The 25,617-nt window shown below is 41.8% G+C and carries 19 protein-coding genes and 1 riboswitch; of the genes, 12 read left to right on the forward strand and 7 right to left on the reverse strand.

The window, feature by feature from the left end:
• Window positions 1–234: 234 nt before the first annotated feature.
• On the reverse strand, window positions 235–1,965 hold the full coding sequence (locus tag BM126_RS20035; RefSeq protein ID WP_090991171.1) for an AAA family ATPase: 1,731 nt from the start codon (window positions 1,963–1,965) through the stop codon (window positions 235–237).
• Window positions 1,966–2,249: 284 nt separating this feature from the next.
• On the opposite strand from BM126_RS20035, the gene def reads away from it, so the two are divergent.
• Window positions 2,250–2,828, forward strand: a complete 579-nt coding sequence (def, locus tag BM126_RS20040; RefSeq protein ID WP_090991217.1) for a peptide deformylase — start codon at window positions 2,250–2,252, stop codon at window positions 2,826–2,828.
• Between the two features lie 51 nt (window positions 2,829–2,879).
• Here the strand turns inward: def and BM126_RS20045 are convergent, their stop codons facing one another.
• Both BM126_RS20045 and BM126_RS20050 read right to left on the reverse strand, forming a co-directional pair.
• Window positions 2,880–3,581: an SGNH/GDSL hydrolase family protein gene (locus tag BM126_RS20045; RefSeq protein ID WP_090991172.1), complete on the reverse strand. Its 702-nt coding sequence runs from the start codon at window positions 3,579–3,581 to the stop codon at window positions 2,880–2,882.
• Window positions 3,582–3,692: 111 nt separating this feature from the next.
• Window positions 3,693–5,225 (reverse strand): MDR family MFS transporter, encoded by a 1,533-nt coding sequence (locus BM126_RS20050; protein ID WP_090991173.1) that lies wholly within the window; start codon window positions 5,223–5,225, stop codon window positions 3,693–3,695.
• A 134-nt stretch (window positions 5,226–5,359) separates the two neighbouring features.
• On the opposite strand from BM126_RS20050, the gene BM126_RS20055 reads away from it, so the two are divergent.
• The 4 genes from BM126_RS20055 to BM126_RS20070 all read left to right on the forward strand — a co-directional run bounded on the left by BM126_RS20055 (window position 5,360) and on the right by BM126_RS20070 (window position 9,931).
• Window positions 5,360–5,836, forward strand: a complete 477-nt coding sequence (locus BM126_RS20055; protein ID WP_090991174.1) for a MarR family transcriptional regulator — start codon at window positions 5,360–5,362, stop codon at window positions 5,834–5,836.
• A 160-nt stretch (window positions 5,837–5,996) separates the two neighbouring features.
• Window positions 5,997–6,851: an iron uptake system protein EfeO gene (efeO, locus tag BM126_RS20060; RefSeq protein WP_090991175.1), complete on the forward strand. Its 855-nt coding sequence runs from the start codon at window positions 5,997–5,999 to the stop codon at window positions 6,849–6,851.
• Window positions 6,852–8,156 carry an iron uptake transporter deferrochelatase/peroxidase subunit gene (efeB, locus tag BM126_RS20065; protein ID WP_090991176.1) on the forward strand — a complete coding sequence of 435 codons (1,305 nt, stop codon included), beginning with the start codon at window positions 6,852–6,854 and terminating at the stop codon, window positions 8,154–8,156.
• Between the two features lie 32 nt (window positions 8,157–8,188).
• Window positions 8,189–9,931 (forward strand): FTR1 family iron permease, encoded by a 1,743-nt coding sequence (locus BM126_RS20070; protein ID WP_090991177.1) that lies wholly within the window; start codon window positions 8,189–8,191, stop codon window positions 9,929–9,931.
• 81 nt (window positions 9,932–10,012) lie between these two features.
• Here BM126_RS20070 and BM126_RS20075 read toward each other — a convergent pair whose 3' ends face one another.
• A complete protein-coding gene (locus BM126_RS20075) occupies window positions 10,013–10,444 on the reverse strand; it encodes a DUF4395 domain-containing protein (protein WP_256213204.1) in 432 nt (143 codons plus the stop codon).
• 192 nt (window positions 10,445–10,636) lie between these two features.
• Here BM126_RS20075 and BM126_RS20080 point away from each other — a divergent pair, with 192 nt between their 5' ends.
• The 5 genes from BM126_RS20080 (at window position 10,637) to BM126_RS20100 (ending at window position 20,774) form a co-directional block, all read left to right on the forward strand.
• A complete protein-coding gene (locus tag BM126_RS20080) occupies window positions 10,637–12,133 on the forward strand; it encodes a UDP-N-acetylmuramoyl-L-alanyl-D-glutamate--2,6-diaminopimelate ligase (protein ID WP_090991218.1) in 1,497 nt (498 codons plus the stop codon).
• Between the two features lie 622 nt (window positions 12,134–12,755).
• Window positions 12,756–14,051, forward strand: coding sequence for a hemolysin family protein (locus tag BM126_RS20085; protein ID WP_090991179.1), 1,296 nt, complete (start codon window positions 12,756–12,758; stop codon window positions 14,049–14,051).
• A 323-nt stretch (window positions 14,052–14,374) separates the two neighbouring features.
• Entirely contained in the window at window positions 14,375–16,903 is a 2,529-nt protein-coding gene (gene mprF, locus BM126_RS20090; RefSeq protein ID WP_177201523.1) for a bifunctional lysylphosphatidylglycerol flippase/synthetase MprF, read from the forward strand.
• Window positions 16,904–17,107: 204 nt separating this feature from the next.
• Entirely contained in the window at window positions 17,108–19,912 is a 2,805-nt protein-coding gene (locus BM126_RS20095) for a response regulator (RefSeq protein ID WP_090991181.1), read from the forward strand.
• Between the two features lie 28 nt (window positions 19,913–19,940).
• Window positions 19,941–20,774 carry a CheR family methyltransferase gene (locus BM126_RS20100; protein ID WP_090991182.1) on the forward strand — a complete coding sequence of 278 codons (834 nt, stop codon included), beginning with the start codon at window positions 19,941–19,943 and terminating at the stop codon, window positions 20,772–20,774.
• Between the two features lie 49 nt (window positions 20,775–20,823).
• On the opposite strand, the gene BM126_RS20105 is transcribed toward BM126_RS20100, so the two are convergent.
• Entirely contained in the window at window positions 20,824–21,966 is a 1,143-nt protein-coding gene (locus BM126_RS20105; RefSeq protein ID WP_090991183.1) for a PP2C family protein-serine/threonine phosphatase, read from the reverse strand.
• A gap of 1,053 nt (window positions 21,967–23,019) precedes the next feature.
• Between BM126_RS20105 and BM126_RS20115 the strand changes: the two genes are divergently transcribed.
• Both BM126_RS20115 and BM126_RS20120 read left to right on the forward strand, forming a co-directional pair.
• Entirely contained in the window at window positions 23,020–23,487 is a 468-nt protein-coding gene (locus BM126_RS20115; RefSeq protein WP_090991185.1) for a DUF2243 domain-containing protein, read from the forward strand.
• Between the two features lie 8 nt (window positions 23,488–23,495).
• The gene (locus BM126_RS20120) at window positions 23,496–24,290 is read left to right on the forward strand and encodes a cytochrome c oxidase assembly protein (protein WP_090991219.1); all 795 of its coding nucleotides are present in this window, start codon (window positions 23,496–23,498) and stop codon (window positions 24,288–24,290) included.
• A gap of 120 nt (window positions 24,291–24,410) precedes the next feature.
• On the opposite strand, the gene BM126_RS20125 is transcribed toward BM126_RS20120, so the two are convergent.
• Both BM126_RS20125 and BM126_RS20130 read right to left on the reverse strand, forming a co-directional pair.
• Window positions 24,411–24,575 (reverse strand): CsbD family protein, encoded by a 165-nt coding sequence (locus BM126_RS20125; protein WP_090991186.1) that lies wholly within the window; start codon window positions 24,573–24,575, stop codon window positions 24,411–24,413.
• A 63-nt stretch (window positions 24,576–24,638) separates the two neighbouring features.
• Window positions 24,639–25,394, reverse strand: a complete 756-nt coding sequence (locus BM126_RS20130; RefSeq protein WP_090991187.1) for an alpha/beta hydrolase — start codon at window positions 25,392–25,394, stop codon at window positions 24,639–24,641.
• 66 nt (window positions 25,395–25,460) lie between these two features.
• Window positions 25,461–25,561, reverse strand: a riboswitch (SAM riboswitch).
• Window positions 25,562–25,617 lie beyond the last annotated feature (56 nt).

The raw sequence follows: 25,617 nt of genomic DNA on the forward strand, positions 1-25,617 counted from the left end.
TTATTCTCGGAGCGGGCGGTGAGCATCTAAGTAGGAGTCTCGCTCCTTACGCTCCTATTTAAAAATGGGAACCGCCTCACAGAACTCTGTAAAAGCAACAATCTTTAAGATAAGAGTCATTAAACTATGAAGTTTTCATAAAACAAAGAGGCCGATCACATAATGGTGATCGGCCTCTTTGTTTTTAACTTAGCTTGTAAAGCAAAGCCTCGTGCTTTGCAAGGCATTTCGCTTTTATGCTAAAACAAGATCCGGAGAGTTTGCCTGAACAATTTCATCAACTTCTGTTCCTTCGAGCGTTTCCTTCTTGAGAAGTGTTTCCACAAGGTTCTGGAATTGGACACGGTGTACATCTATCAGTTCTTCTGTTTGAAGAATGGCTTCCTGGAATAATTCCTGCATTTTTACTTCTTTTTGCCCTTTGTTGAAGGTCAGGGTGAAGCCGTCCTGCAGCAATCCAGTTTCAACCATTTGTTCGAGAACATGTTTGGCCTGCTTTACGTCTCCTGATACGCCTATGCTGTGCTCGCCCAAAAACATGCGTTCAGCTACACCGCCGGCAAGGATCATTTTGACCTGATCCAGCAATTCGCTGCTTGTTGCAAGATGAAGCTCTTTGGAAATAGGGGCAACATAGCCTAAAGCTTCTCCCCGAGGAATGATGGTTGCTTTACGCACTGATCCCGGCTTTGTCAGAGAGGCAATTAAAGCATGTCCGCTTTCGTGGATTGCGACTCTTTTTTTCGTGTCCCAATCATTCAGAGTGCGGGAGGTGCTTCCCAATATTGTACGGTCTATCGCATAATCCATATCTTCTTTATGAATGGCTTCCTGTCCATTTCTCAAAGCCTTTCTGGAAGCTGTATCAAATAATGAGCTTAAATCCGCACCTGAAAATCCAGAAGTGCTTTCAGCCAGTTCATCCAAGGATGCTAAAACATCCTCGGCAAGATTTTTGCCTTTGGCATGTATGCTGATAATTTCTTTCCTTCCTTTTGTATCCGGAAGAGGCACCTGAAAAGAGAAATCAATTCTTCCGGGACGCAGAAAGGCTTCGTCCAGCATATCCTTCCGGTTAGTAGCAGCTATGAATAAAATCCCGTCATTTGGATGTCCTCCGTCAAGCTGTACCAGAAGTTCAGTCAGGGTTTTTTCCCCTTCTTCTCCTCCGTTTGCTTTCCTTCTTGCAGCAAGAGCATCCACCTCATCGATAAAGATGACCGCGGGTGTCTGTTTTCTTGCATTCTGGAAGAGACTGCGCACCCTTGAAGCACCGACTCCGACAAACATTTCATTAAATGCTGAACCGCTTGTTGAAAAGAAGTTTGCATCGAGTTCCTTTGCGATGGCCTGGGCAAGCAGTGTTTTTCCAGTTCCCGGCGGCCCGTATAGTAAAATGCCCTGAGGCGGCTTAATTCCAATTTTTGAAGAGCGTTCCGGCTCTTTTAAGATAGTCAGAGTCTGGAGAATTTCGTCTTTGATTTCTGTCTGCAGTCCGCCGACATCCTTGAGTGTGATGGATGGGAGAGGTCTTGCAGCAGAAAGGCTGTTTTTCATTTTATTGCCGACGCCAATACCGCCTTTAGTTTTTTGCTGTATGAAAATGGCAGCAGCAACTATTAAAGCAACAAAACCGCCAAGCAGCCAGGCGCTTGTCCTGCTGGTAGATGAAAATGAATATTGAACATTATAAGTTTCGACAAGTTTATTGACCATCTGACTGTTTGGAGGCACATGAGAAACAAACTTTCCGCTGTCTGTGCCAATGGTAAGAGTGCCATTTGGCTTCTCCTGCAGGGATACAGGTTTGCCATGCTGATCTTTGATCGTTTTTTCAACAGATGAAAAAGGGATCTCGGCAGGCCCAGTCCTTGAAAGGGTATACCATGCTATTCCAGCAGTTATCACAATGAAAGCCAAAAATATTGGCAGCAGCTTCGAAACAAATTTTGAATTTGAGTTCAATATTCCATCTCCTTTTTGAATATATATCCAGTATAGAAAATTTATAATTATTATACATAGGTAATTAGTACTAAAACTAGAGGTAAATTATGCTAATTTTAAAAAAGAGGTTTAAAATTCATTTTACTTGATTTTAATATAAAAAGATGGCTAGGGGGCAGCTGTTAGACAAGCATACATAGGAATGATAAAGTAGAATTGTATGTGGTAAAAAGAAGCCTCTAAGAAGACGCTGACTGGCGATGCTTAAAGATTTTAATGTAAAGGCAGATGATTATTGCAGTATGAATAAGTTTAAACCAGATTATATACTGACTATGAAAGATATTATAAAAGAAGGCGATCCTATCCTGCGCGAAATTACGGATGAGGTAAGCCTGCCGCTTGATGAAGATGATAAGGATACATTGGCCTGTATGATGCAGTTCCTTAAAAACAGCCAGGATCCGGTCATGTCAAAAAAATATAACCTGCGCGGGGGAATTGGTTTATCGGCAAACCAAATCGGTCTGAATAAACGGATGTTTGTGATGTACTTTACAGATAGTGACGGCAAGCTTTATGAAGAGTGCCTGATTAATCCAAAGATTATAAGCACGTCCGCTTCCATGATCTATTTGCCTCAGAGCGAGGGCTGCCTGTCGGTAGACAGGGATGTAAAAGGCTATGTGCCGAGATATGAACGGGTAAAGGCAAAGGCGTTCAACATTAAAGGCGAGGAAGTGACCTTCCGTTTGAAGGGCTTTCCTGCCATTGTGTTTCAGCATGAGCTGGACCACTTGAACGGAAAAATGTTTTATGACCGGATCAATTCCGAAAATCCATTTAAGCTTCCTGAGAATACAGAGATTAAAAGCCTGTGAGAGCAGGGAGTATAGGGGCAAAGCATCTGCTTTGCCTTTTTGCCATGTATTTCAGCTTTTCAGCGGCTCGGGGATGAGCTGTTGTTTCTTTAAGTTTTCAAGGACTGCCTGGCTCATTTTAAGATAGCCTTCCCTTGTTAAATGGATGCCATCATCACTTATTAGAAGATTAAGATCACCGGCTGACTTAATGAAGGAACGGACATCGATGAGTGCAACATTCAGCTCCTTGGCAAGCATTTTCAGCCTGCGGTTATACATGCCGTGCCAGTGTTCAATGCCGCCTACAAAAGAAACAAAATGACCGATGGATGGACCGTATCTGTCAGCAATCGAACGATAATAACGGGTCGGGTCTAATGGAGGGAGAGTCAATAAATAAGGGGTTATATGCCTTGTCTGGAATTCCCTGACCATGAAAGACAGATTTTCCAGGTAACGGTCAAGGGGGACAATGGGCTGATGGTTTCCATCTGGCTCAAGCGCCACTTCTTCCCATTTAAAGTTGCAGTCATTTCCGCCTACACTGATCAATACGGCATCGGGATTTTCTGCAAGCACATCTTTTTCCAGCCGGTTTACAAGGAAGTCGGAGTTATCGTTGAAAACGCCTTTATTAAGGATTTCGATACCAGAAATGGATTCGGTCAATTTACCGAGAACGCTCGGATAATTATCCTTTAATATTCTCATTCGCCCTTTGACGAATGTAATGCCTCTTGTTAAGCTATCACCAAAACAAATGATCTTCAATCGTATCCACCTCGTTTAGTGCGTCTGCTTATATTTTAAGTTCTTACGGTAGATTTTTCAATTTATATACATCAGAAAAAAGGCACTGAAACGGGGTTCCAGTGCCTTTTTTTACACAGATTTTTTCGTCTTTTCTTCTAGAGAAGCAGATTTGACGCGGGCTTTGCCCATAAAGAAGACAGCAATTGCGGCTAGTCCAATCGGTATTAAAGCAAGGGTGAATGTAAAGGTAATTGAATCCGACATAGCCTGTAAGATTTTATCCAATATAACGGAAGGGATTTTTGCACGTTCGCTTGATTGGAATAAGGTTTGGGCATTTTCACCGTTCACAGGCGATTGAAAGCCGGCACCTTTCATTCCCTTGAAGGCATCCTTCAGTTTATCAGTAAATGCATTGTTTTGGATGGACCCAAAAATTGTAATGCCTAATGTCATTCCGAGAGAGCGGAGGAATGAATTTGTCGAGTTGGCCGAACCGCGATATCTTGGCTCGAGATTGTGAATGCTTGCAGTCGGCAGGAGGGAGAAGGAAAAGCCCATCCCAAAGCCTACGATAATCATATAGATAGTTAATAGGAAACGGCTGGTGTCTGGTGTAAGTGTACTTAATAGGAACATTCCTGCAAAATAGGAAACAACAGAAACGAACATTAAGTTCCTGAAGGTCGTTTTAGTCTGGAAAATCCCTCCGCCTGCACTGCCGGCGACAGAGCCAAGCATCATTGGCGTCAAAATGAATCCTGCACTTGTCGCAGATCCGCCGTATACCCCCTGTACAAATATAGGAATAAACACTGTCAGGATGATAAATGTCGCGCCGTAAAAGAGAGCTAAAACCTGGGAAGCTGCGAAGAGGCGCTTCTTAAACAGCCAAAAAGAAATAATAGGATCTTTGGCACGTCTTTCAAATAAAAAGAAGAGAAGGATAAAGATCAAAAAGCTGCTAAGCAGACCGGTGATCTGGATTGAATCCCACTGATATTTCTTGCCGCCAAGCTCAAGTGCGAACATCAGGCTGACAACGGAAATGACCAGTGTAATGGCTCCTCCCCAGTCAATTTTTTGTTCTTTATGCTCTTTTGATTCTTTATAATAACGAACGATAAAGAACAAAGACAATAATCCTATCGGAACATTTACATAAAAAATCCAATGCCAGGTAATGTATTCAGTAATATACGCCCCTAGAAGAGGGCCAAGTACACTTGAAGCGCCAAAAACTGCGCCAAGCAAACCAGTCATTTTTCCCCGTCTTTCAGGAGGGAAAATATCAAACACAATGGTGAAGGCAATCGGCATAAGCGCACCGCCGCCAATCCCCTGAATTGCACGGAAAATACTAAGCTGAATAATATTATGCGAAATTCCGCATAGTGCTGATCCTATAAGGAAAACAGCCAGTCCGAAGACATAAAACCGCTTGCGGCCATACATATCGGAAAGCTTCCCGAATATTGGCATCCCTGCCATCGTGGCTGCCATATAGGCGGAGGTAACCCAAATGAACTTATCATAGCCTCCTAAATCCGAAACGATCGTTCCCATGGCTGTCGCGACAATCGTGTTGTCCATGGCGGCCATCAAAATGCCTAATAAAAGTCCGGCTACAATATATTTCTGTTTTTGATCACTAGTAACCATATTCAATCTCCCTTCCAATAAATAAACTCCAGAGTGTTTTACAAAGATGATTGCTTTTCGGTAAAATAAATATAATAAAACAGGATTATCTTGATTATCAAGATAATTTTAAGTGTAGTGAGAGGGGCTTATATATGTCAAGGGAATTTTACAGTAAAGAAGAACTGACAGAGAGTTTGTCGCAAAGTCTGCGTAAATTCAGCACTAGAACTGTACTTTTTCAGCAGAACGTAGCTTACAAATTGGGTGTTGTACATACGGATTTAAAAACCGCCGATATATTAAATGAAACTGGGCCCATCACTGCCGGAGAGCTGGCCAAAATTACAGGATTAAGCTCAGGCTCTGTGACTGCGCTGATTAACCGCCTGGAAACGGCAGGCTATGTAAAAAGAGAGAAAGACCCGGAAGACCTTAGAAGAGTCATCATCGTTCCGGCAAAAGAGCGCCAAAAAGATATCAAGCAGCACTACACCTCGCTTTCGCGTGCCACAAAGGAATACTGTTCCCGCTATAATGAAGAAGAACTTTCCTTGCTTAATGACTTCATCGTGCACCTTTCGCAAATCATGCATGAAGAAAATCTTAAATTAACAAAGGGCGGACACTGACGGAGACAAAAAGACACTTAAAGGGCATCCATGTTTCGGTGCTGTTCTTCATTAACAATAAACTTACAATTCTTTTCTATTTTTAATTGAAAATGATTATCAATATCTGTTAGAATGGAGGTAATATCATACCAATGTAAATAGAGGAGAAACCATACATATGAAACATTTAAAAAAGACTGCCGCACTCTTGGTATCTATCAGTCTGCTGGCTGGCTGTGCTGGGACCAAAGAAACCAAATCACCTGAAAAGGAATCAGCTAAACCTGCTGAGTCTGTTTCAGAAAAGGAACTTAAAGGCGTTTCATCCGAATACAGAGAATATGCACTTGGCCAAATTGAGGAGTTTGTAAAAGCTACGGAAAACTTTACAAATGCTGTTAAGTCGGGGGATTTGAAAAAAGCGCAGGAATTATATGGACCCGCACGAATGTATTACGAAAGATCCGAGCCGATTGCTGAAGCATTCGGAGACCTTGATCCAAAAATAGATGCCAGAGAAGGAGACGTTCCGGAGAAGGACTGGACTGGCTATCACCGTATTGAAAAAGGTTTGTGGATGGACAAAACGACCAAAGGCAGCGAAGTATATGCTGATCAATTGATGAAGGATGTGACACTGCTGCGGGCAAAGGTGGAGGCTGTTGAGGTAACTCCTGAACTGTTGATTACAGGGGCGGTGGACTTATTGAATGAAGTATCCACTTCCAAGGTAACTGGAGAAGAAGACAGGTATTCACATACCGATCTTTATGATTTCGCTGCAAATGTCCAGGGAGCAGAAAAAATCTATCAGCTATTAAAGCCTGTGCTGGAAAAGAAAGATGCAGCAGTATCCGAAAATATTGCAAAGCATTTCCAAGCAGTTTATTCTCTGCTGAATCAGCATAAAACTGGAAACGGCTATAAGCTTTATACAGAACTAAAGGAAGATGAGGTTAAGCAGCTGAGCCAGGCAATCGATGCGCTGGCTGAACCGCTGTCCCAAATCGGAATTGTAACGGAGGAATCCTGATTGGCAAAAAAACCAGAACAAACACCACATGAACCTTCCTTATTGAATAAAAAATTCACAAGAAGAGATATGCTGAAAACGGCAGGCGCAGGCGGTGTCGGCGTGCTGATAGGTGCATCGGGCCTCGGCGGCATTCTTTCTTTGGCGAATGCTGAGGCGGACCGCAGCCAGGCAGATAAGGGTACGGACATCGTGTCCTTTTATGGGAAGCATCAGTCAGGAATTGTTACAGAAACACAAAATCACCTGTATTTTGTTTCGTTGGATACTACAGCTTCAAACAGGCTGGAACTGATTCAATTATTCAAGGACTGGACAGAGGCTGCTGCAAGGCTGACAAAAGGCAAACCGGTAGGAGACCAGTCCCCAAACGGATTTCTTCCGCCAAAGGATACAGGTGACGCGGCTGGTTTATCGCCATCAAACTTAACGATTACTTTCGGGGTGGGGCCAACCCTTTTTATGAAAGAGGGTAAAGACCGATACGGTTTAAAGCATAAACAGGCTAAGGAACTAAAAGAGCTCCCTGCGTTTTCACTTGATGCACTTGAGGATAAATGGTCAGGCGGTGACATCTGCATCCAGGCATGCGCCGATGATCTTCAGGTGGCCTTTCATGCTGTTCGTAATCTTGTGAGAATTGCAAGAGGAAAAGCTGTCATCCGCTGGGCACAAACGGGATTTCAGCGTTCAAAGCAGGCGGATCATGGAAAGGAAACCCCAAGGAACTTATTCGGATTTAAAGACGGGACCGTCAATCCGGACGTCAAAAAAGCCAGAGACATGAATAACGAGGTTTTCGTTACCCCTGGCAGCGATAAAGATTGGATGGTTAACGGCAGCTATATGGTCGTCAGGCGCATTCAAATGTTTATTGAGGTTTGGGACAGGACGACGCTGAAGGAACAGGAAAAAACATTTGGCCGACATCGGGACAGCGGGGCGCCGCTAGGCTCGCTGCGCGAATTTGATAAAGCAGATTTTGAAAAAAAGGATGAAAACGGACAGTCCATCATACCTGCTGCTTCCCATATGAGTTCTGCCCATGGAGATGGAAAGCAGCAAATTCTGCGGAGAGCCTATTCATATGCTGATGGCATGGATCCCAAAACAGGCAGCTTTGATGCTGGCCTATTGTTCATTTGTTTTCAGAAAAGCCCAAGCAAACAGTTTATCCCCATTCAGGAACGCCTTGCTAAAAACGATAAACTAAATGAATATACCGTTCACCGCGGCAGTGCCATTTTTGCCTGCTTGCCGGGAGTCAAACAGGGCGGATATATAGGAGAGACACTATTTGCATAATGGTGTCCTCTTTCTTGAAGGAGAGAAACTCGATGATATCCCCAAAACGAAGATCGATAGCCATATTAATTTTTTGTTTGTGCATGCTGTTTGGCGCTGCCCCTACAGGACATGCCGAGGATAATACGGACGGACTGTTTATGTACATTGGCGACAGCTTAATGAAAGCAAAAGCAGGGGATTTAAAAGCCGTTTCCGTAAATATGAGCCAGTTCAGCAAAGAATGGAATTCAAGCAAAAAAGAGGGTAAAAAAGCAAAACGGGTGGATAAACATCTTCTTGAAGTAGAAAAATCCTTAAAAGCAGGGGGGAATCCTGCAGAAATCAATACCCTTCTTTCTGCTCTTTCAGGCTCTCTCGCTGCCTATGATAAGGAGCAGAAACCTGATGACAGCAGTGAGGGAAAAGCACGTGTTAAAGCCATGCTTCCTATAGCTGACAGCTTGAAGTCTAAGGTGGAAAGTAAAGACTTCAATGCTGCAAAATCAGAATACCAAAATCTTATGTCTGCATGGACTGATGCAGAAAATGATGTGCGCAAGATAAGTGTTGCATCGTATGGTGATATTGAGAAGTATATGGCCTTCGTCAGAATTGCCATTACCCAGGAGCCTGCAGATCCTGCAAAGGCAAAAGAGAATATAGCAGAGTTGAAAGAATCAATCAATGGTTTGCTGACTGGCAACATCAAAAAGTCTATAAAAGGAAATTATTCATTAACTGATGTTTCCGAGCGGTTAGAACAAAGTAAAGACTACATAGAAGACGGCAAGAATAAACAGGCAATAAGCAGCCTTAATCAAATCCTGAACATTTGGCCGATGGTTGAAGGTGATGTTTCGACAAGGGACAGCAAACTTTACAGTGATATGGAAACGAAGGTTCCCTCAAGCATCTCACTGCTTCAATCCAAAAAACCTCAAACAAAAGAGGCGAAGGCCATTATTGAAGATTTGCATGACAGACTGAATCCCTTACTGAAAGATACCAGCTATTCCATGTGGGATGCTGCCCTGATTCTTCTCAGAGAAGGATTAGAAGCTCTCCTGATCGTGGCAACGCTGTTATCCTTCCTGAAGAAAGTAAATCAGGGAGACAAGCAAAAATGGATATGGGCAGGTGTCGCAGCAGGACTTGCTGCAAGCTCCGTGCTCGCTGTCATTATAAACATTCTATTTTCCAGAATCACAGCCGCTTCAAGCAGGGAATATATTGAAGGCCTGGTCGGAATTGCGGCTGTCATCATGATGCTGACTGTAGGCGCTTGGCTTCACAGCAAATCCAATGTAAACGGCTGGAACCGTTATATTAATAAGCAGATGGGAGAGGCCATTGCTACAGGAAGCCTATTCTCTTTCGCTTTTATCAGCTTTCTCTCCATTTTTAGAGAAGGTGCTGAAACCATCATTTTTTATACAGGCATGGCGCCATATATGAGTTTAAAGCAGCTTGTTATTGGAATTGTAATTGCGCTTGCCATTCTGGCGGTAATTGGATTTATCATCATTCATTACAGTGTGAAAGTGCCAATCCGCTTATTCTTCATGGCTGCAACATTACTGATTTACGTATTGTCCTTTAAAGTACTTGGAATCAGCATTCATTCTCTCCAGGTTTCACAGCTTATTTCTGCACATACGATTCATTCTTTCCCATTCATTGAATGGATTGGACTTTATCCTACGGCAGAAACTCTAGTGCCGCAGGCAGTGCTGATCCTGATTATTATACTAGCAGGCTATTGGATTAAAAAAAGAAATCAAACAGCTTTATAAATGGGGAGGCGCCCAAGCCGGCCCTTAAGCTCGAAAATGAAAAAAAGGTTCCCCCTATGGAGGGAACCTTTTTTTAGTATCTTACGTTCCGGATCTAGATTTGCGGTATCGATATTGCTGCCACTGAAAGCGGATAAAACATCCGATGCAAAAGCCAAGGATGGCAACAAAGGCGGCTAGTGCTACCATAATGGTGAAAACATATCCCGCTATCGTCCACCCTATAAGGAAGCTTGCTAAACCAAGGGCAAGGCACACAACAGCGATGACCTGATTAAATTGCTGCTGGCTATGTTCCTCCGGTATATATGAAGAAGGAGATTTCCTTAGAAACAGTTTTGCAAGCCTCATAACAGGATTATAATTGAAAACCAGACCAAGCAGACCGGCGAGTAAAGGGATGGCCAGAATCCACTCCTGTCCTGAAATCCAAGAAGATAGTACGCTTAACACAATGAACCACTGATTTGTCCTGACAAGGGGACGGGGAATGGTCCGCACTGTATTCTGCAAGTTAATCCCCACCTTTCTTATAAATTTTATCTGTTTTTTATATTTTATAAATAATTCTTTCTTTTGTGAAGGATAAAGCTCGCATAAACCCAAGAAGGAATATAATGGATGCGGGGAGAATAATAAGGGAACTGCCATATTGTTTGAAAAATCAGGAATATTGTTTAATTACCAGGAGAAAGAAGTGTGTTTATGAAAATTAGAGAGCTTGTTTCTCATCTTTTTCACGCAGATATTTCAGGAGATGAACAAACAGAAATTACCGGTCTTAAAATGGATTCCAGAAAAGTGAAACCTGGAGATTTGTTTATGTGTGTTCCGGGGATAAAGGGATTTTTAGAGGACAGGAGCCAATACGCCCAGGCTGCAGTTGATGCAGGTGCTGCGGCACTGCTGCTTGAAAGAGATGTTAATGTTAGTGTTCCTAAAATATTTGTTAAAGATGTTCGCGCTGCTATGTCAATATTATCAGCAGCTTTTTACGGGAATCCAAGCAAGGAAATGAAAGTGATTGGAGTCACTGGTACGAATGGAAAGACAACTACTTCACATATCTTAGAATCTATACTTAAAAAAGCCGGAAAAGAAACGGGAATGATGGGAAATATCGGTGTCAGTATAGGCGGAAAGCTTTTTGAAACAGACATCAACACTCAGGAGCCTCCCGTTCTGCAGGGAAATCTCCGGAAAATGCGGAATGCACAAGCAGAGTACTGTGTGATGGAAGTCACTTCACAGGGGCTTGATATGGGAAGAGTGATAGGGACTCATTTCAGAACAGCAATTTTTACAAATCTCTCAATTGACCATCTTGATTACCATGGCACAATGGATGCTTACCGGGAAACCAAAGGCCTTTTATTTAGCCGGCTTGGGAATGGCATTTTTTCATCCGAAGCAGAAAAGCAGTACAGCGTTATTAACCATGATGATTCTTCAGCTCCCTATTTTAAAAGAATAACTGCATCTGAAGTTATTTCTTATGGAATTGAAACGTCAGCGGATGTTATGGCAAAAGACATAAAGATGACTGCAGCTGGTACGGAATTTACATTGATTACTACTGATGGACATAAGCATATCAAAACCAGGATGATTGGAAGGTTCAATTTATACAATATTCTCGCTGCAGCCGCTGCTCTTGCTGAAAAAATCTCGCTGGATACAATTGCGGAAAGCGTAAGGGAGGGCGGGAATGCACCAGGGAGAATGGAAATCATTGATGATGGACAAAATTTCCTGGCCATTGCAGATTATGCCCATACTCCAGATGCACTGGAAAAGGCGCTTACGGCACTGAAGGAATTTGCACAAGGAAGAATCATAACGGTTTTTGGCTGCGGAGGAAATAGAGATACGGGCAAAAGACAAGTTATGGGAGCAATTGCGCAAAAATACAGCGATTATGTCATTATCACTTCAGATAATCCAAGGGATGAAAATCCTGATGATATCATAAATGAAATTGCGGCAGGCTTTACAGGGGAACATGTTTCCTATTGTAAGGAAGCGGACCGCCGAACGGCCATTGGCAAAGCAATTGAACAGGCGGGGACTGGAGATATCGTGTTTGTTGCAGGAAAAGGACATGAAACTTATCAGATCATTCAGGGAGAACATATATATTTTGATGATAGAGAAGAAATCCGGAAAGGGATAAAGAAGGTGAAAAACAGAAGTAATTTATAATAATTATAAACTAATATTGATTATTAATTATAATGTTATATAATATATATTAAAGAACTATAGCAAGAAGAGGAGGACACCAGAATGGCTGCTGTAAAAATATGCGAAAATTGCGGATCTCCTATTAAAAAACTCAAGCATTCCATCCTATGTCAATGCAATCATAAAATTTTAACCGGACATCCTGTTCAAAAAAAGCAATAATCCATAAAAAACTGGACAAGATAAACTTGCAAGCCGATTTATCCTCATATTGATGAATCGGTTTTTTTAATGTTCATCAACCTAAATGAATGTATGACATTCATTTAGATATGAAGGCATTAGCCTAAAAAGCCAATAAATTAGTGATTGATTAGATTTCCCTTTATAATAGAAATAAATTTTGAAACGAAGCGCCGATTCATCCGTACATATAGGGAGAGATAAAATAGTACAATTCCGTAAGAAGCTTTAATCGCGGAATGGACAAGGATATCAGGTAACCGGTTTTCTGGGGTATCCTGTCTTCTGTACAGTATAATGAAGAAATATGGAACATTACGGCAGGAGGTGCCTGGGATTTGATCATTGCCGCTCTATAGGAAGTGTATAGTGAAATGGCTTTGGTTTTCCTGACACATTGGATATAACGCTAAAATTATTTCTGGTCGCAATATTAATCGCAATGACGGCTTTTTTTGTATCATCTGAATTCGCCATTGTTAAGATTAGAAGTTCGCGTATCAATCAATTAATAGAAGAAGGCAATAAGCGTGCCATAGCAGCCAAAAAGGTAACAGATCACCTCGATGAATACCTCTCTGCCTGCCAGTTTGGCATAACAGTAACCGCATTAGGGCTGGGGTGGCTTGGGGAAAGTACGATGGAAAGATTGCTTAGCCCTTTATTTGGCATGTTGAAGCTCGATCCTTCTCTTGAACATATCATGTCATTGGCTGCCGCCTTTGCCATTATTACCTTTTTGCATGTAGTTATGGGAGAACTGGCTCCCAAAACAGCTGCCATTCAAAAAGCAGAAGAAATTACCCTGATGTTTGCTAAGCCTTTAATATGGTTTAATCGCATTCTTTTTCCGTTTATTTGGATTCTGAATAGTTCGGCGCGCGGCATTGCAGGATTGTTTGGGCTAAATCCTGCTTCCGGACAGGAACATGCCCATTCTGAAGAAGAATTGAGAATTATTTTATCCGAGAGCTATGAAAGCGGAGAAATCAATCAATCTGAATATGGTTATGTGAATAATATATTTGATTTTGATGAAAGAATATCGAATGAAATTATGGTGCCCCGGACAGAAATGGTGACTATTGAAAAAACAGCAAATCTTTCAGATGTGGTAGAAATTGTACATGAAGAACAATTTACACGTTATCCAGTAACTGACGGGGACAAAGATAACATTATCGGAATGATCAATATCAAAAGCCTATACACGGCTGCCATTACAGAGGAAAACAGAACATCACTTTCCCTGGAAGCCTTCATTAGTCCGGTTATCCGCGTGCTTGAAACAACACCGATACATGATTTGCTTTTAAAGATGCAGAAAGAGCGGACTCATATGGCTGTTTTGACAGATGAATACGGAGGAACCGCCGGGCTTGTAACGGTTGAGGATATACTTGAAGAAATTGTCGGAGAAATCAGAGATGAATTTGACCAGGATGAAAGGCCGCTTGTTCAAAAATTGGATGATACAAATTATATTCTTGATGCCAAAGTGCTTATTGGCGATGTGAATGATTTGCTCGGTGTAGAATTGCCTCAGCAGGATATTGATACGCTTGGCGGCTGGATGCTGACCGGAAGATACGAAATAGTAACGGGCGACACAATTGAATATGATGGCTATGCGTTCACGGTCAAGGAAATGGATGGACATCACATTTTATACATTGAGGCAAAAAAGGTGTAAACCAGTCCGCGACAGACATAGCAACTGAAAAACAGAGGAATAATGGCTGTCCCATGCTGAATGTCTGTCGTGTGAACCTGCGGCAATAGCTTATGGCGACAGTAACTGTCGCGGAGGAGATGCATGATTTTACAATTGCCTCAGCAGAGAGGATCTCACTCCAATTGAAAAAAAGCAGCATGGACAGACTTGGCCAGAAGGATATATCTTTGTATCCTTCTGGCTTTTTTTCTTGGCGCGACATAAAATAACATGTCTTTTCATAGGGTAATTGTGTAATAATAAAGATAATCATAAGGGAATAAATGGAGATAAAACATACAATGAAAAAACTATTTGCAAAAAACCCCTTGCTCCTTAAGTCTGTTTTTATCACAGTGATCATGCTTTTTATGATATACGAGGCTTTGCATATTAAGTCCAATATTAACTTTGGCCTTCTTTCAAAGCACATCAATGATTTAAGCTTCATACAGTACTTGATTATTCTGGGTCTCGGAGTGATTGCAGTTACGCCAATGGTGCTGTATGACTTTCTCATATCACGTGCCCTTAGAGTGAAAAGGAAGCGGTCTGAAGTGTTTATCTTTTCCTACTTAACTAATACCACATCTAACTTAGTGGGCTTTGGAGGGATTGCAGGGACGACGCTTCGAACCATCTTTTATTCTAAAGAATATTCAAAAAGGGAGATTGTTCCGCTTGTCGGCACTTTCGGATTGTTTTTCCTTTCTGGTCTATCCATTTACAGTCTGTTAATTATCACTGGTGTATTTGATAATGCCTTTATAAAAGAAAAGCATTCTTTATATATTGGCATCTTGGGCATGTCGCTGTTTTTTCCTATCATGCTGGGGATTTCACTGCGGAAGAAAAACCTTTTCGGGAAACATTTCACGCCTAAATCAGCCGTTATCTTAACAGGCATTTCTTCGCTAGAATGGCTTTCGGCCTTCTTGCTTGTCTACTACATTACACGACTGCTTGGAACGCATGTGCCTTTTTTTACTCTGTTTTCAATTTTTGTCGGGGCATCGATAGCCGGGATCATCAGCTTGATTCCTGGAGGTTTGGGGTCCTTTGACTTTGTTTTCATTCTTGGATTTTCTTCATTGGGCCTGCATGAAGAGCATGCACTGCTGATATTAATCATATATCGTTTAAGTTATTACATCGTACCGGTAATATTCGGTTTTCTGCTTTATACAAGAGTGCTTTGGGCAAAGCTCAATCAGGAATTCAATCACCTGCCTGGACAAATCCTGAGCTATATAAGCCATAAAGGGCTGAATCTCCTGATTTTCATATCCGGTACCCTGCTTCTTTTATCTGGCGCAGTACCAGGGCTGATTGAAAGGATTAAATTCATCAGCGGAATCTTGCCTGATTGGGTAATCAATTTATCGCATATCATTTCTGTAAGCATCGGCTTTGCTCTGCTGGGAATGACGCGTGCCATAGGATACAAGGTAACCCGTGCCTGGTACATTACCCTTTTTATGCTTATTCTGGGGTCAATTGCTGCATTTTCGAAAGCTCTTGATTATGAAGACGCCATCTTTTTCCTCATAGTAGCCGTTTTGCTTTTTGCTGCTAAAAAGCAGTTTTATAAAGAGAACTTTGTTATGACGTGGGGAAGAACGGTGATGGATGGCCTGATTCTTCTTGTCTTCTTTGGAGGCTATTTGTTTGCAGGTTATGTGAATCTTCCTGATACCAAAATAAAGATTCCTCTGGCTTACCAAAAATACGTAATTGGAACCTCGGATGATCTGTTAATGAGTGCATTTCTGGGCTTTTCAATCGCAGTAATATTTATTTATATAACGTTCTTTCTGTACAGGCGCCATAAATTCCCGTTTGCGATTTCCGAAAGTTCCCAAGCTGAAATCAAACAATTTTTAACACAGTATGAAGGCTGCGAACTTTTGCACTGGGGCTTGCTGAATGACCGGCATACATATTGGGATAATCATCATAAAGTATTGTTTTACTATAAAAACTACAGTGATAAGCTCATTGTCATAGGCGATCCAATCGGGGAGGACAGCAGTGTGTTTAAGGCAGTGGCCGAATTCCTTGCAGAAGCGGACCGCTTTGGATATACTCCTGTCTTCTATCAAGTGAAAAACAGCCTCCTGGCATTTTTGCATGATGAAGGATATGACTTTTTTAAGCTTGGTGAAGAAGGCCTTGTAGATTTGAAGAACTTTGATTCAAATACTGCTCCTGCGCCGATACGAACTGGCTGGGGGTCATTGGGTGAAAAGCCCTTTGAATTTGGCATCCTTAATCAGCCTATCGGGGAAGGAACGGTTAAAGAGTTAAAGGCCATTTGCGATGAGTGGCTATCCGAAAGAGATGACAAGGATATTGCGCCTTTTTATGTGGATGAAGAGTACCTGAGGAATTCACCAGTTGCTATCGTAAAAGACAGTAATGGCGATATTGCAGGCTTTTCCACCCTTGTTCCTGCATTCGATAATGAGAGTATCTCGGCAGACTTAGTGCGCTGGCGCAGCAATCAGCCAAAAGGGCTTCTCGATTATATGTTCCTTAACATGATTGACTGGTCGAGAAAGAATCATTATAAATATTTCTCCCTTGGGCTTGCGCCGCTGCCTAGTACAGGAAGTTCGCGTTTTTCTCTGCTTCGGGAAAAAATTGCTTCTCAGATCTTCAGCTACGGACATCGCTTTTATCAATATAAAGACCTGAATACAATTAAGGATAAATTCGTGGATGTTTGGAATCCAAAGTATCTTGCGTACAGGAAAAAAACGTCCATAACAGTGACAATGCTCGAGGTTACCTTTTTAATATCCAAAGGGCAGGGGACTAAAAAAATCTAAGGACTCTAAAAGGCTCCGCACAGCAGATTTTTGCTGTGCGGGGCTTTTTTAACTGGATGAATTATGAAAAAATAACAGGCTGGAAATCCCCTATTTTTATAACAAAAATGGTATAATGATAGGCGCAAGGCTAACGTTTATTATATAGCAGGCGTATTTTACGTTTTTATATCCAATATATTAAAGCAGAAGGCAGGAGAGGGAATGGGATACAAAAAGAAACAGCTGTTGGGTTTCGGTTTAATCTTGCTTTTTTTGGTCGTTTTGCTGACCGGCATCGTCATGATGCTGAATAACATAAAAAGCAATTTAACGGAAATCGTCGAGGACAGATATTACAAAGTTTCAAAGGTGGCAGAAATCCGCCAGTTATTCTCCAATTCGGACAGGGAAATCCTATTTGCTGCAAATGAAGCGAACAAAAGCGAAAGGGCCGGCAGCCTTGATATTATCAATGGCAATCATTCCAAGTTAGATAATGAAATTGCCACTCTATCAAGCGTCGCCAATACTGTAAAAGGGAAAAAGCTGCTGAAAGAGCTTGAAACTAACTACGGTTCCTATTCAGTGACAGAAGCCGATATCATCCAGAAAATAGAGTCCGGTAAAGGACAGGCTAATCTGCAGTCTCTGATGAGTGACCAAAGGGATAAACGGACCAAAGTCATTACTACGATGGACTCCTTTAAAAAATATCAGGAATCATTAATGAATAGGGCGCTAAAAAGCTCCAAGCAAACGTATGATCAAATCATCCGATTTATCATTCTTGCTGTTTTAATCAGCATTGTGGTAATCGCCATTACAGTGATTTGGATGATCAGAAGTACTTCGAAAAATCTGCAGTCCATTACAAATGTAATCAAAAATATTGACTACAATGACCTAAGCGAGATACCAAGGATACAATTTCAGTCGAATGACGAAATCGGCGACATTGCGTATTCCTTTAATGAAATGGCAGGTTCGCTTGAAGCGTATAATCAAAAAGAAAAAGAATTTACCGCCAAAATCAGCGAGCAAAACTGGATTCAGACGCGGCTTGCTGACATTGCGACAATGTATCAGCGCATTATAGATCTTGAAGTGCTGGGCCAGCGTTTCATCTCCAGGCTGGCGCCTATGGTGGAAGCCTCCCTTGGCGTGATATATCTGAAAAGAGGAGAAGGAGAAAACACCAAATTTGTTAAACTTGCCTCTTTTGCAGAAGAGGGAAAAGAGGCCGGCCGCACAAACTTTATGCTTGGTGAAGGCCTTGTTGGCCAATGTGCTCTTGAGAAGCGTTCACAGATTATCAATAACGTTCCAGATGATTATAGTCTGATTAAGACAGGCCTTGGTGAAACACTTCCTAAAAGCATTTTTATCGCACCGGTTATTTTTGAGGATGAAGTTGTGGCGATGGTTGAACTTGCCAGCCTTACTCCTTTTACAGAATTTCAGGAAACCTTCCTTGGGAAAGTGCTTGAGACACTGGGAATTACCATTAATAGTGTAAGAGGAAGAATGGAAATTGAACGTCTCCTCAAGGAATCACAGGCTCAGACAGAAGAGCTGCAGGTGCAATCAGAGGAGTTGCAGTCTCAATCTGAAGAAATGCAGGCTCAGTCAGAAGAACTGCAAACACAGTCGGAAGAGTTAAGAATGATCAATGAACAGCTTGAAGAAAGAAACAGGGATACAGAGCTGAAATCCAAAGAGCTTCAGCGGGCTAAAATCAATCTGGAAGCCCAGGCTGAAGAATTAAAACAAAGCTCGAAATATAAATCTGAATTTCTTGCGAATATGTCACATGAATTGCGGACACCGCTTAACAGCATATTGATCCTGTCCGAAATGCTTTCAGATCAGGGTGACAGCAGTCTGACGAGCGAGCAGCAGGAATTCGCGCGGGTCATTCATTCTTCTGGACAAGACCTTCTTTCATTAATCAACGATATCCTTGATTTATCAAAAGTGGAAGTCGGCAAATTGGATGTTGTCTTTGACGAAATGAATGTAAGTGAACTTCCGGAATTGCTTAAAAGGAACTTCGATCATGTCGCACATAAAAAGGGAATTTCCTTTAAAGTTACAAAAGACAAAAATGTTCCTGACATCTTCTTTACTGACCAGCAGAGATTTCAGCAGATTCTTAAAAACTTGCTGTCTAATGCCTTTAAATTTACTGAAAAAGGGACAGTGCAAGTCACAATCAAGCGGGCTGAAGAAGAGCTTGTTGCACAGTGGATCAATACAAAAGGCGCCAGCTCATGGCTTGAAATTAATGTGACTGACACAGGAATCGGAATCTCTCCTGAAAAGCAAAAGATAATATTTGAAGCGTTCCAGCAGGGTGATGGTGCAACAATGCGGAAATACGGCGGCACGGGCCTCGGACTTTCGATTTGCCGAGAGTTTGCCAAGCTGCTTGGCGGCTGGATTATAGTTGACAGTGAAGAGGGCGAAGGAAGCAAATTCACTCTGTTCATTCCAAGTCTTCCTGAAGGCATGAAGGGAGCAGGGGACGTCTCCATTGCCGCAAGCCAGGTTGCTGCTGCGGAAGTCCAGGAAATAGCTCCTCCTATTGAAAAAGAGGAAACGGTCGAGCTTTCATCTGGAGATATTTTAGATGAACCTGAAGGTGATCAGCTATTCAAAAATAAAACTGTTTTAATTGTAGATGATGACAATCGCAATATCTTTGCCCTTTCCAATGCCTTGAAACAGGAAGGCATGCAGGTCATAGCGGCAGAAAATGGACTAGAATGTTTGGAAGTGCTGCAAAACGGACATAGTATTGATGCTATATTAATGGATATTATGATGCCTGAAATGGACGGATATGAAACCATGCGCAGAATCCGCATGAACAGCATGTATGATAATCTGCCAATCATTGCATTAACAGCGAAAGCAATGAAGGGAGACAAAGAAAAATGTCTTCAGGCTGGTGCTTCAGACTATATCAGCAAGCCGCTAAAATTGGATCAGCTGCTTTCAGTGATGAGGGTATGGCTGACTAATTAATTGCCAGGAAAGCTAGGAAGGAAATACCATGAAAGATACGTTAACTGCCGAAGAACGGGAAGATTTTGAAGTTGATTTGCTGCTCCAGGCCATTTACCGCGTAACTGGTTTTGATTTCAGCCAGTATATGCGCTCATCGATAAAAAGAAGAATTGAAAACAGAATGAGCCTGGATCGCATCCGGACGATCAGTAATATGATTGAAAAGGTGCTATATGAAAAAGGTTTCGTTGAAAATCTTTTGAACGATTTCTCTATTAATGTGACCGAGATGTTCAGGGACCCAGGATTTTTTCTAGCTTTCAGGACTAAGGTCGTTCCGCTTCTTAGAGAACTTCCTGAAATTCGGATCTGGCATGCTGGATGTTCCACCGGTGAAGAAGCATTCTCCATGGCGATATTGCTAAAAGAAGAAGGACTATATGAAAAGGCAAAGATATATGCGACTGATATGAATGAAAATGTTTTGGAACAGGCTCGAAAGGGAATTCTCCCCCTTAACCGCATGCAGTCATATACGAAGAATTATCTTCAGGCTGGCGGCGAAAAGGCATTTTCCGAATATTACTCTGCTGACTATCAGTACGCCTATTTAGATCCTTACCTGCTTCGGAACATTGTATTCTTTCAACACAACTTAGTAACGGATGGATCCTTTAATGAATTTCATGTGATTATGTGCAGGAATGTCATGATTTACTTTAACGGCGATCTACAAGGCAAGGTTAGCGATTTGTTTTACCATAGCCTTTGCCGGGAAGGGTTCATGGCGATGGGTAATAAGGAAACGATACGCACACTGAGTTTCTCTGAGGAATTTGAAGATTTGGATCTGAACGAAAAGATTTACCGGAAAAAGTAAAAAGCAGGAAAGCCCATGGCTTTCCTGCTTTTTATATGTATGGAATGCTTTATTGAGCCTGTATGAACACAACGCACATGTCATCTGGCTGATCGTGCTGGAGTTCTCTTGGCAAAAGAAAATCAATGGGAGATGAGGTCCTGCAATCCAGCCAGCCTTTTGAGACGGCTTTTTGAATTTTCTCCAGTCCGTCTACACCATCTTTCTCTAATGCCTCCATCACGCCATCGGTGAATAAAAGGATTTGAATGCGGTCCTGAAAAGAGATAGTGTTCTTTTTTACATCCATTTCCGGGAAAAAGCCGACCGGACAGCATCCTGTGGAAAGAGCAAATACTTCCTCTCCATCCAGAAGGGCATATCCCGGGGGGTGTCCCGCATTCACATATTCCACCGTTTTGTTTTCTGTATCAATGATCATGGAGATGGCGGTGAAATAATAATGAACAGGATTTTCCGGTTTATTTAAAAGATTCATCCAGCGGTTCAGTTCGGTAATGACGCGAGCGGGATCTGTATAGGTCCTCAATGCATCTCTTAGAACAGAAGAGATATACATACAGACAAGTGAAGCTGAAATTCCATGTCCCATCATATCAAGCATGATAATGGCAGAGCGGTGTTCATCAATGCGATGCCAATAATACATATCTCCTGCTAATTTATTTGCGGGCAAATAGGAGGCTTTGATCAGCAGTTTTTCCGTTTCTACCGGCTCACTCAGCAAGCTGCTTTGCACCTGCATGGAAAGGTCCAGCTCGTTCCGGATCTTTTCATCCTGCTCCCGGTGCCAGTCTTTTTCATATTTAAGCCGGAGTCCCACCCGTATCCTTGCTAAGAGGTCTACCTTATTAATCGGCTTCATTATATAATCAATTCCCCCGACATCAAGCGCTTCCGCCACTTTATTCGAGTCTTCAAGAGCAGTCACGAATATGACGGGAATATCCTTCAAATGAGGGATTTCCTGAAGGCGCCGGCATGCTTCAATCCCGTCTATTTCAGGCATCATAATATCAAGCAGAATGATATCAACAGATGTTTCCTTAGGTGAAGGGGTATCAGCATCCAAGTAATTAAACATTTCTCTTGCTGAAGTCAGAGAAACAAAGTCATTATATCCAGCCCGTTTTAATATTTTTTCAATAACGAAAAGGTTAACCTTGTTATCATCTACGATTAAGATCGACATTCTCAATATCTCCTTTAGGTTACCTATAATTCTGTATCTATTTGTATATATTCAGATGATTGTTTTGCTGGATTTTTTTCAAGCTTAATTTTGCTACTTTATATTGTAAGGATGTAAGGAATCTGCAAAAAAACAAAAAACCCCTAATAGATAATACCCCGATATTTTTGAGCTTAAACATCTAATTTCGTAGAAAATTAAAAAGCTGCATATTTTTTTAATCCTTTTTTAGAATCGAGCTAAACAATCTTGAGTCGATGGTTCGTGTACCATTATAAAATTTGTACCTTTTGTAATACCGATATGGCTCTTTAAAAAAATGAAGTGGGGTTTTTGCTTTTATTATTTCATTTTTTTGAAATGATTTTTACACAATTTAAACACAATAGTGTAAAATTACACTATGGGTGAATTGACATTAAAAAAGAGGTGAAGACTTGAGAAATTTATTATTTAGCATTCTAATAGTCAGTTTGTATTGTTTTCCATTTGTCTATTTCGCAATGTACCAAGACTTTTCTCATTGGTCTATGCTCGGTTATTTAATTATGATTATAGGGACTTCGATTCTTGCTTTTTTCTGCAGATCTTTTAGCAGCACAACTACTCTTATTATAGGCAATATAGGATCTGCCATCATTTCATTATATTTCGTACACAAGATGGCAGTTTCGTTAGGGGGTAGATGGGATGGTTATTTTAAACCAGTTTCATCTTATCAATTATTGCTTTTGGTTAGTGCTTTAAACTTGATTCCTCAATTCTACATCATGAAATTAGCAAATAGAGGTAAAAAGCAGGGCAAAATTATACGAGAATTACTCTGCTCTTTTTATTTAGGCTCGTTTCTTAAATAGTTGTTTCTGTCCATAGTTAACTGGCTGATTGGAGCAGAAGGTGCTCACCGCCCGCCTCGCGGTAATCGAGCATGATCAACCACCTGTTTTATGGCTTTTCTGCGGTTCTGTGTTTTGCTGGCGGGGTTAATGGGAAAGAAATGTAATAAGTTCGAGTGATCGTGAACGTTCCTACAAAAGCACAGGGGAGGAACTTATGTCTTCTGCAACTAATCATCTGAGCCGCAATCTTTGGTCGGGGATCCTGTTTGGTATTGGCTTGATCGCTTTTATTGATGAGGCGGTTTTTCATCAGCTTCTGCACTGGCATCACTTTTATGACAAGTCCACTCTTGCTGTTGGACTGGTTTCTGATGGCCTGTTTCACGCGTTAAGCTGGTTTGCCACCATTGCTTCTTTGTTCATGGTAGCTGACCTTCGCAGGCGAGAGGCCTGGCGGCGGACAAGATGGTGGGGAGGTGTGCTGCTCGGAGCAGGCTTGTTTCAATTTTATGATGGTACTGTCCAGCATAAAGTCATGGGATTGCACCAGATTCGTTATGTGTCAAACTTATTCTTTTATGACGTGGTCTGGAATATCTTCGCGGTCGCTATGATAGTGATTGGAGCAGTTATTACCAGCAGAAAGGGAAAAGCCTCAAGCCAAGAGGAGAATATCTCGTGAATCATCACATGGATCACGCTAGCGGCAGCTCACTTGGAATTATCTTTCCGATGTTTCTCATCGTTCTCTTCTCGTTTTTGTATATGGGTGCGGCCTATGTATTGAAACGCCGCAAGCAGCTGCGTCAATGGCCGCTGCACCGCAGTATTCTTTGGATTCTTGGTGTATTTTGTGCCATTTTTGCTGTCGATGGACCTCTGGCAGAACGGGCACATACTGATTTTAACTGCCATATGACTGCCCATCTCCTTCTTGGGATGCTTGCGCCACTGCTTATTGCTCTGTCAGCTCCTATGACTCTTTTGCTGCGCACAGTCAAGGTTACTTTTGCGCGAAGGCTTACACGGGTTATGAAAATTAATGTCGTCCACCTGTTCGTTCATCCCGTTGTGGCTGCTGTCCTTAATATTGGCGGCCTCTGGCTGCTTTACACGACAAACTTATACTCAGTAATGCACAAGAATATGATATGGTATGTTGTCATACATATGCACATCTTCATCTCCGGGTATCTTTTCACCGTTTCCATGATTTATATGGATCCGGTCAGCCGCAGATACCCATTTGCTTATCGTTCAATAGTATTAGTGCTGGCTTCCGCTGGACACGGGATTTTATCAAAGTACATCTATGCAAATCCGCCCGCTGGTGTAGAGGCAGCCCAGGCAAAAACAGGGGGGATGCTCATGTACTATGGCGGGGATGCAATTGATCTCATCCTGATTTTTATTTTTTGCCTGCAATGGTTTAGAGCCACGCGACCTAAAGCATTTGCATCGGTAAGCAGGGAGACTTCTTTATAAAGTAAAAACAGCAGCCCTCCAAAAAAATGGAGGGCTGCTTGTGCGCATATAGAACTTTACTGCTTTATCGTAATAAGGAAGCTGCAGGTTTTCTGCAGCTTCATAGTGTATGGTTTAGTATTAATCTTTCAGTTTGCCAATTCCTTCTTGGATTTCGCCTTTTAACTTATCTTTCTTGCCTTCGCCCTGCATTCTTTTATCATCGCTGGCATTGCCCATTTGGTCCTTGGCTTCACCTTTGACTTTATTTACAGTACCTTTGACTTTATCAGATAAACCGCTCATCTTTATCTTCCTCCTTCATTGGTTTACTTGTTATTTACCCGCAGAGGAGTCTGTTAAACAAAATTATGATGCCATTTCTTTCCTGGAATGTTCTTCAATAAAGCGAAGCGTATTTTTGATAATGTGTTCCTTATCATAATCAAGGGAGGCCACATGGTAAGACTGTTTAAGGGCGATGAGTTCTTTTTCAGGCGATGCAGCCTGATCATAAAGATAAAATGAACATTCTGCCGGAACCACATGGTCTTCAACCGAATAAAACAGAAGCAGCGGACAGGTTGTTTTTTTAACGTTTTCACTAGTCTGATCCATAAGTGACAGCAGCTGCTTGACTGAGTTCAGCGGCACTTCTGGATAGGTGATTTCTTTTGCAGATGGATCCTTGATATCTGGTGAGCCATCCGGGACGAAAAGGGGGGACTGGACTTTTCGGTATTGCTCATATTGAGGCACCTTTAAAGCTGCATTAACTGTAATGACGCCATCACAGTTTGTCTTGGAAGCCAAATCAATGGCCAGAGCCCCGCCCATGGACTGTCCCAGGATATAAACTCTGCTGCAGGTTTGCTGAAGAACGCAGTAGGCGTCTTCCAGGTTTTGAATCCAATCCTGATAAGAACAGACTTTCAGGTCGCTTGCAGCAGATCCGTGCCCTTTTAAACGGGGTGCATAAACCGTATATCCCTTCTCGGCAAACTGGCTCCCTAAGTATTCAACACTCTGAGGAGTCCCATTAAAACCATGGCAAATTAAAATTCCTGTAGAATTGCCGGGATGGAAAAAGGATTCAGCACCAGGAATAACTGGGGATAATGACATGCGAAAAACTCCTTTCTAATATAAAAAACTTTCCTTGCCCGGCTGCAAAGAAAGTTTTTTAGACAAATCTTATCAGCCAAAGCAAATATGCTTTGCTGGTAGGAGCACCTTTCATGAGGATGCTGTGAAGTCATAGAGCCAGATCTCTCGTTCACTCGTGATAATGGTATATGAAGTTTATATTAACTATTCTTATTAATTTACTTGGTTTTATAATAACACG

Source organism: Bacillus sp. OV322, assembly GCF_900112495.1.
In the GTDB taxonomy this organism is placed as follows: Bacteria; Bacillota; Bacilli; order Bacillales; family DSM-1321; genus Peribacillus.

Excerpts from the sequence above, each read along its gene's own strand:
- BM126_RS20095 (WP_090991181.1), top strand. The coding sequence starts at position 17,108 with ATGGGATACAAAAAGAAACAGCTGTTGGGTTTCGGTTTAATCTTGCTT.
- BM126_RS20130 (WP_090991187.1), bottom strand. The coding sequence starts at position 25,394 with ATGTCATTATCCCCAGTTATTCCTGGTGCTGAATCCTTTTTCCATCCC.
- efeO (WP_090991175.1), top strand. The coding sequence starts at position 5,997 with ATGAAACATTTAAAAAAGACTGCCGCACTCTTGGTATCTATCAGTCTG.
- BM126_RS20055 (WP_090991174.1), top strand. The coding sequence starts at position 5,360 with ATGTCAAGGGAATTTTACAGTAAAGAAGAACTGACAGAGAGTTTGTCG.
- def (WP_090991217.1), top strand. The coding sequence starts at position 2,250 with ATGAATAAGTTTAAACCAGATTATATACTGACTATGAAAGATATTATA.
- BM126_RS20120 (WP_090991219.1), top strand. The coding sequence starts at position 23,496 with ATGGATCACGCTAGCGGCAGCTCACTTGGAATTATCTTTCCGATGTTT.
- BM126_RS20125 (WP_090991186.1), bottom strand. The coding sequence starts at position 24,575 with ATGAGCGGTTTATCTGATAAAGTCAAAGGTACTGTAAATAAAGTCAAA.
- BM126_RS20100 (WP_090991182.1), top strand. The coding sequence starts at position 19,941 with ATGAAAGATACGTTAACTGCCGAAGAACGGGAAGATTTTGAAGTTGAT.
- mprF (WP_177201523.1), top strand. The coding sequence starts at position 14,375 with ATGAAAAAACTATTTGCAAAAAACCCCTTGCTCCTTAAGTCTGTTTTT.
- BM126_RS20070 (WP_090991177.1), top strand. The coding sequence starts at position 8,189 with ATGATATCCCCAAAACGAAGATCGATAGCCATATTAATTTTTTGTTTG.
- BM126_RS20080 (WP_090991218.1), top strand. The coding sequence starts at position 10,637 with ATGAAAATTAGAGAGCTTGTTTCTCATCTTTTTCACGCAGATATTTCA.
- BM126_RS20115 (WP_090991185.1), top strand. The coding sequence starts at position 23,020 with ATGTCTTCTGCAACTAATCATCTGAGCCGCAATCTTTGGTCGGGGATC.
- BM126_RS20050 (WP_090991173.1), bottom strand. The coding sequence starts at position 5,225 with ATGGTTACTAGTGATCAAAAACAGAAATATATTGTAGCCGGACTTTTA.
- BM126_RS20105 (WP_090991183.1), bottom strand. The coding sequence starts at position 21,966 with ATGTCGATCTTAATCGTAGATGATAACAAGGTTAACCTTTTCGTTATT.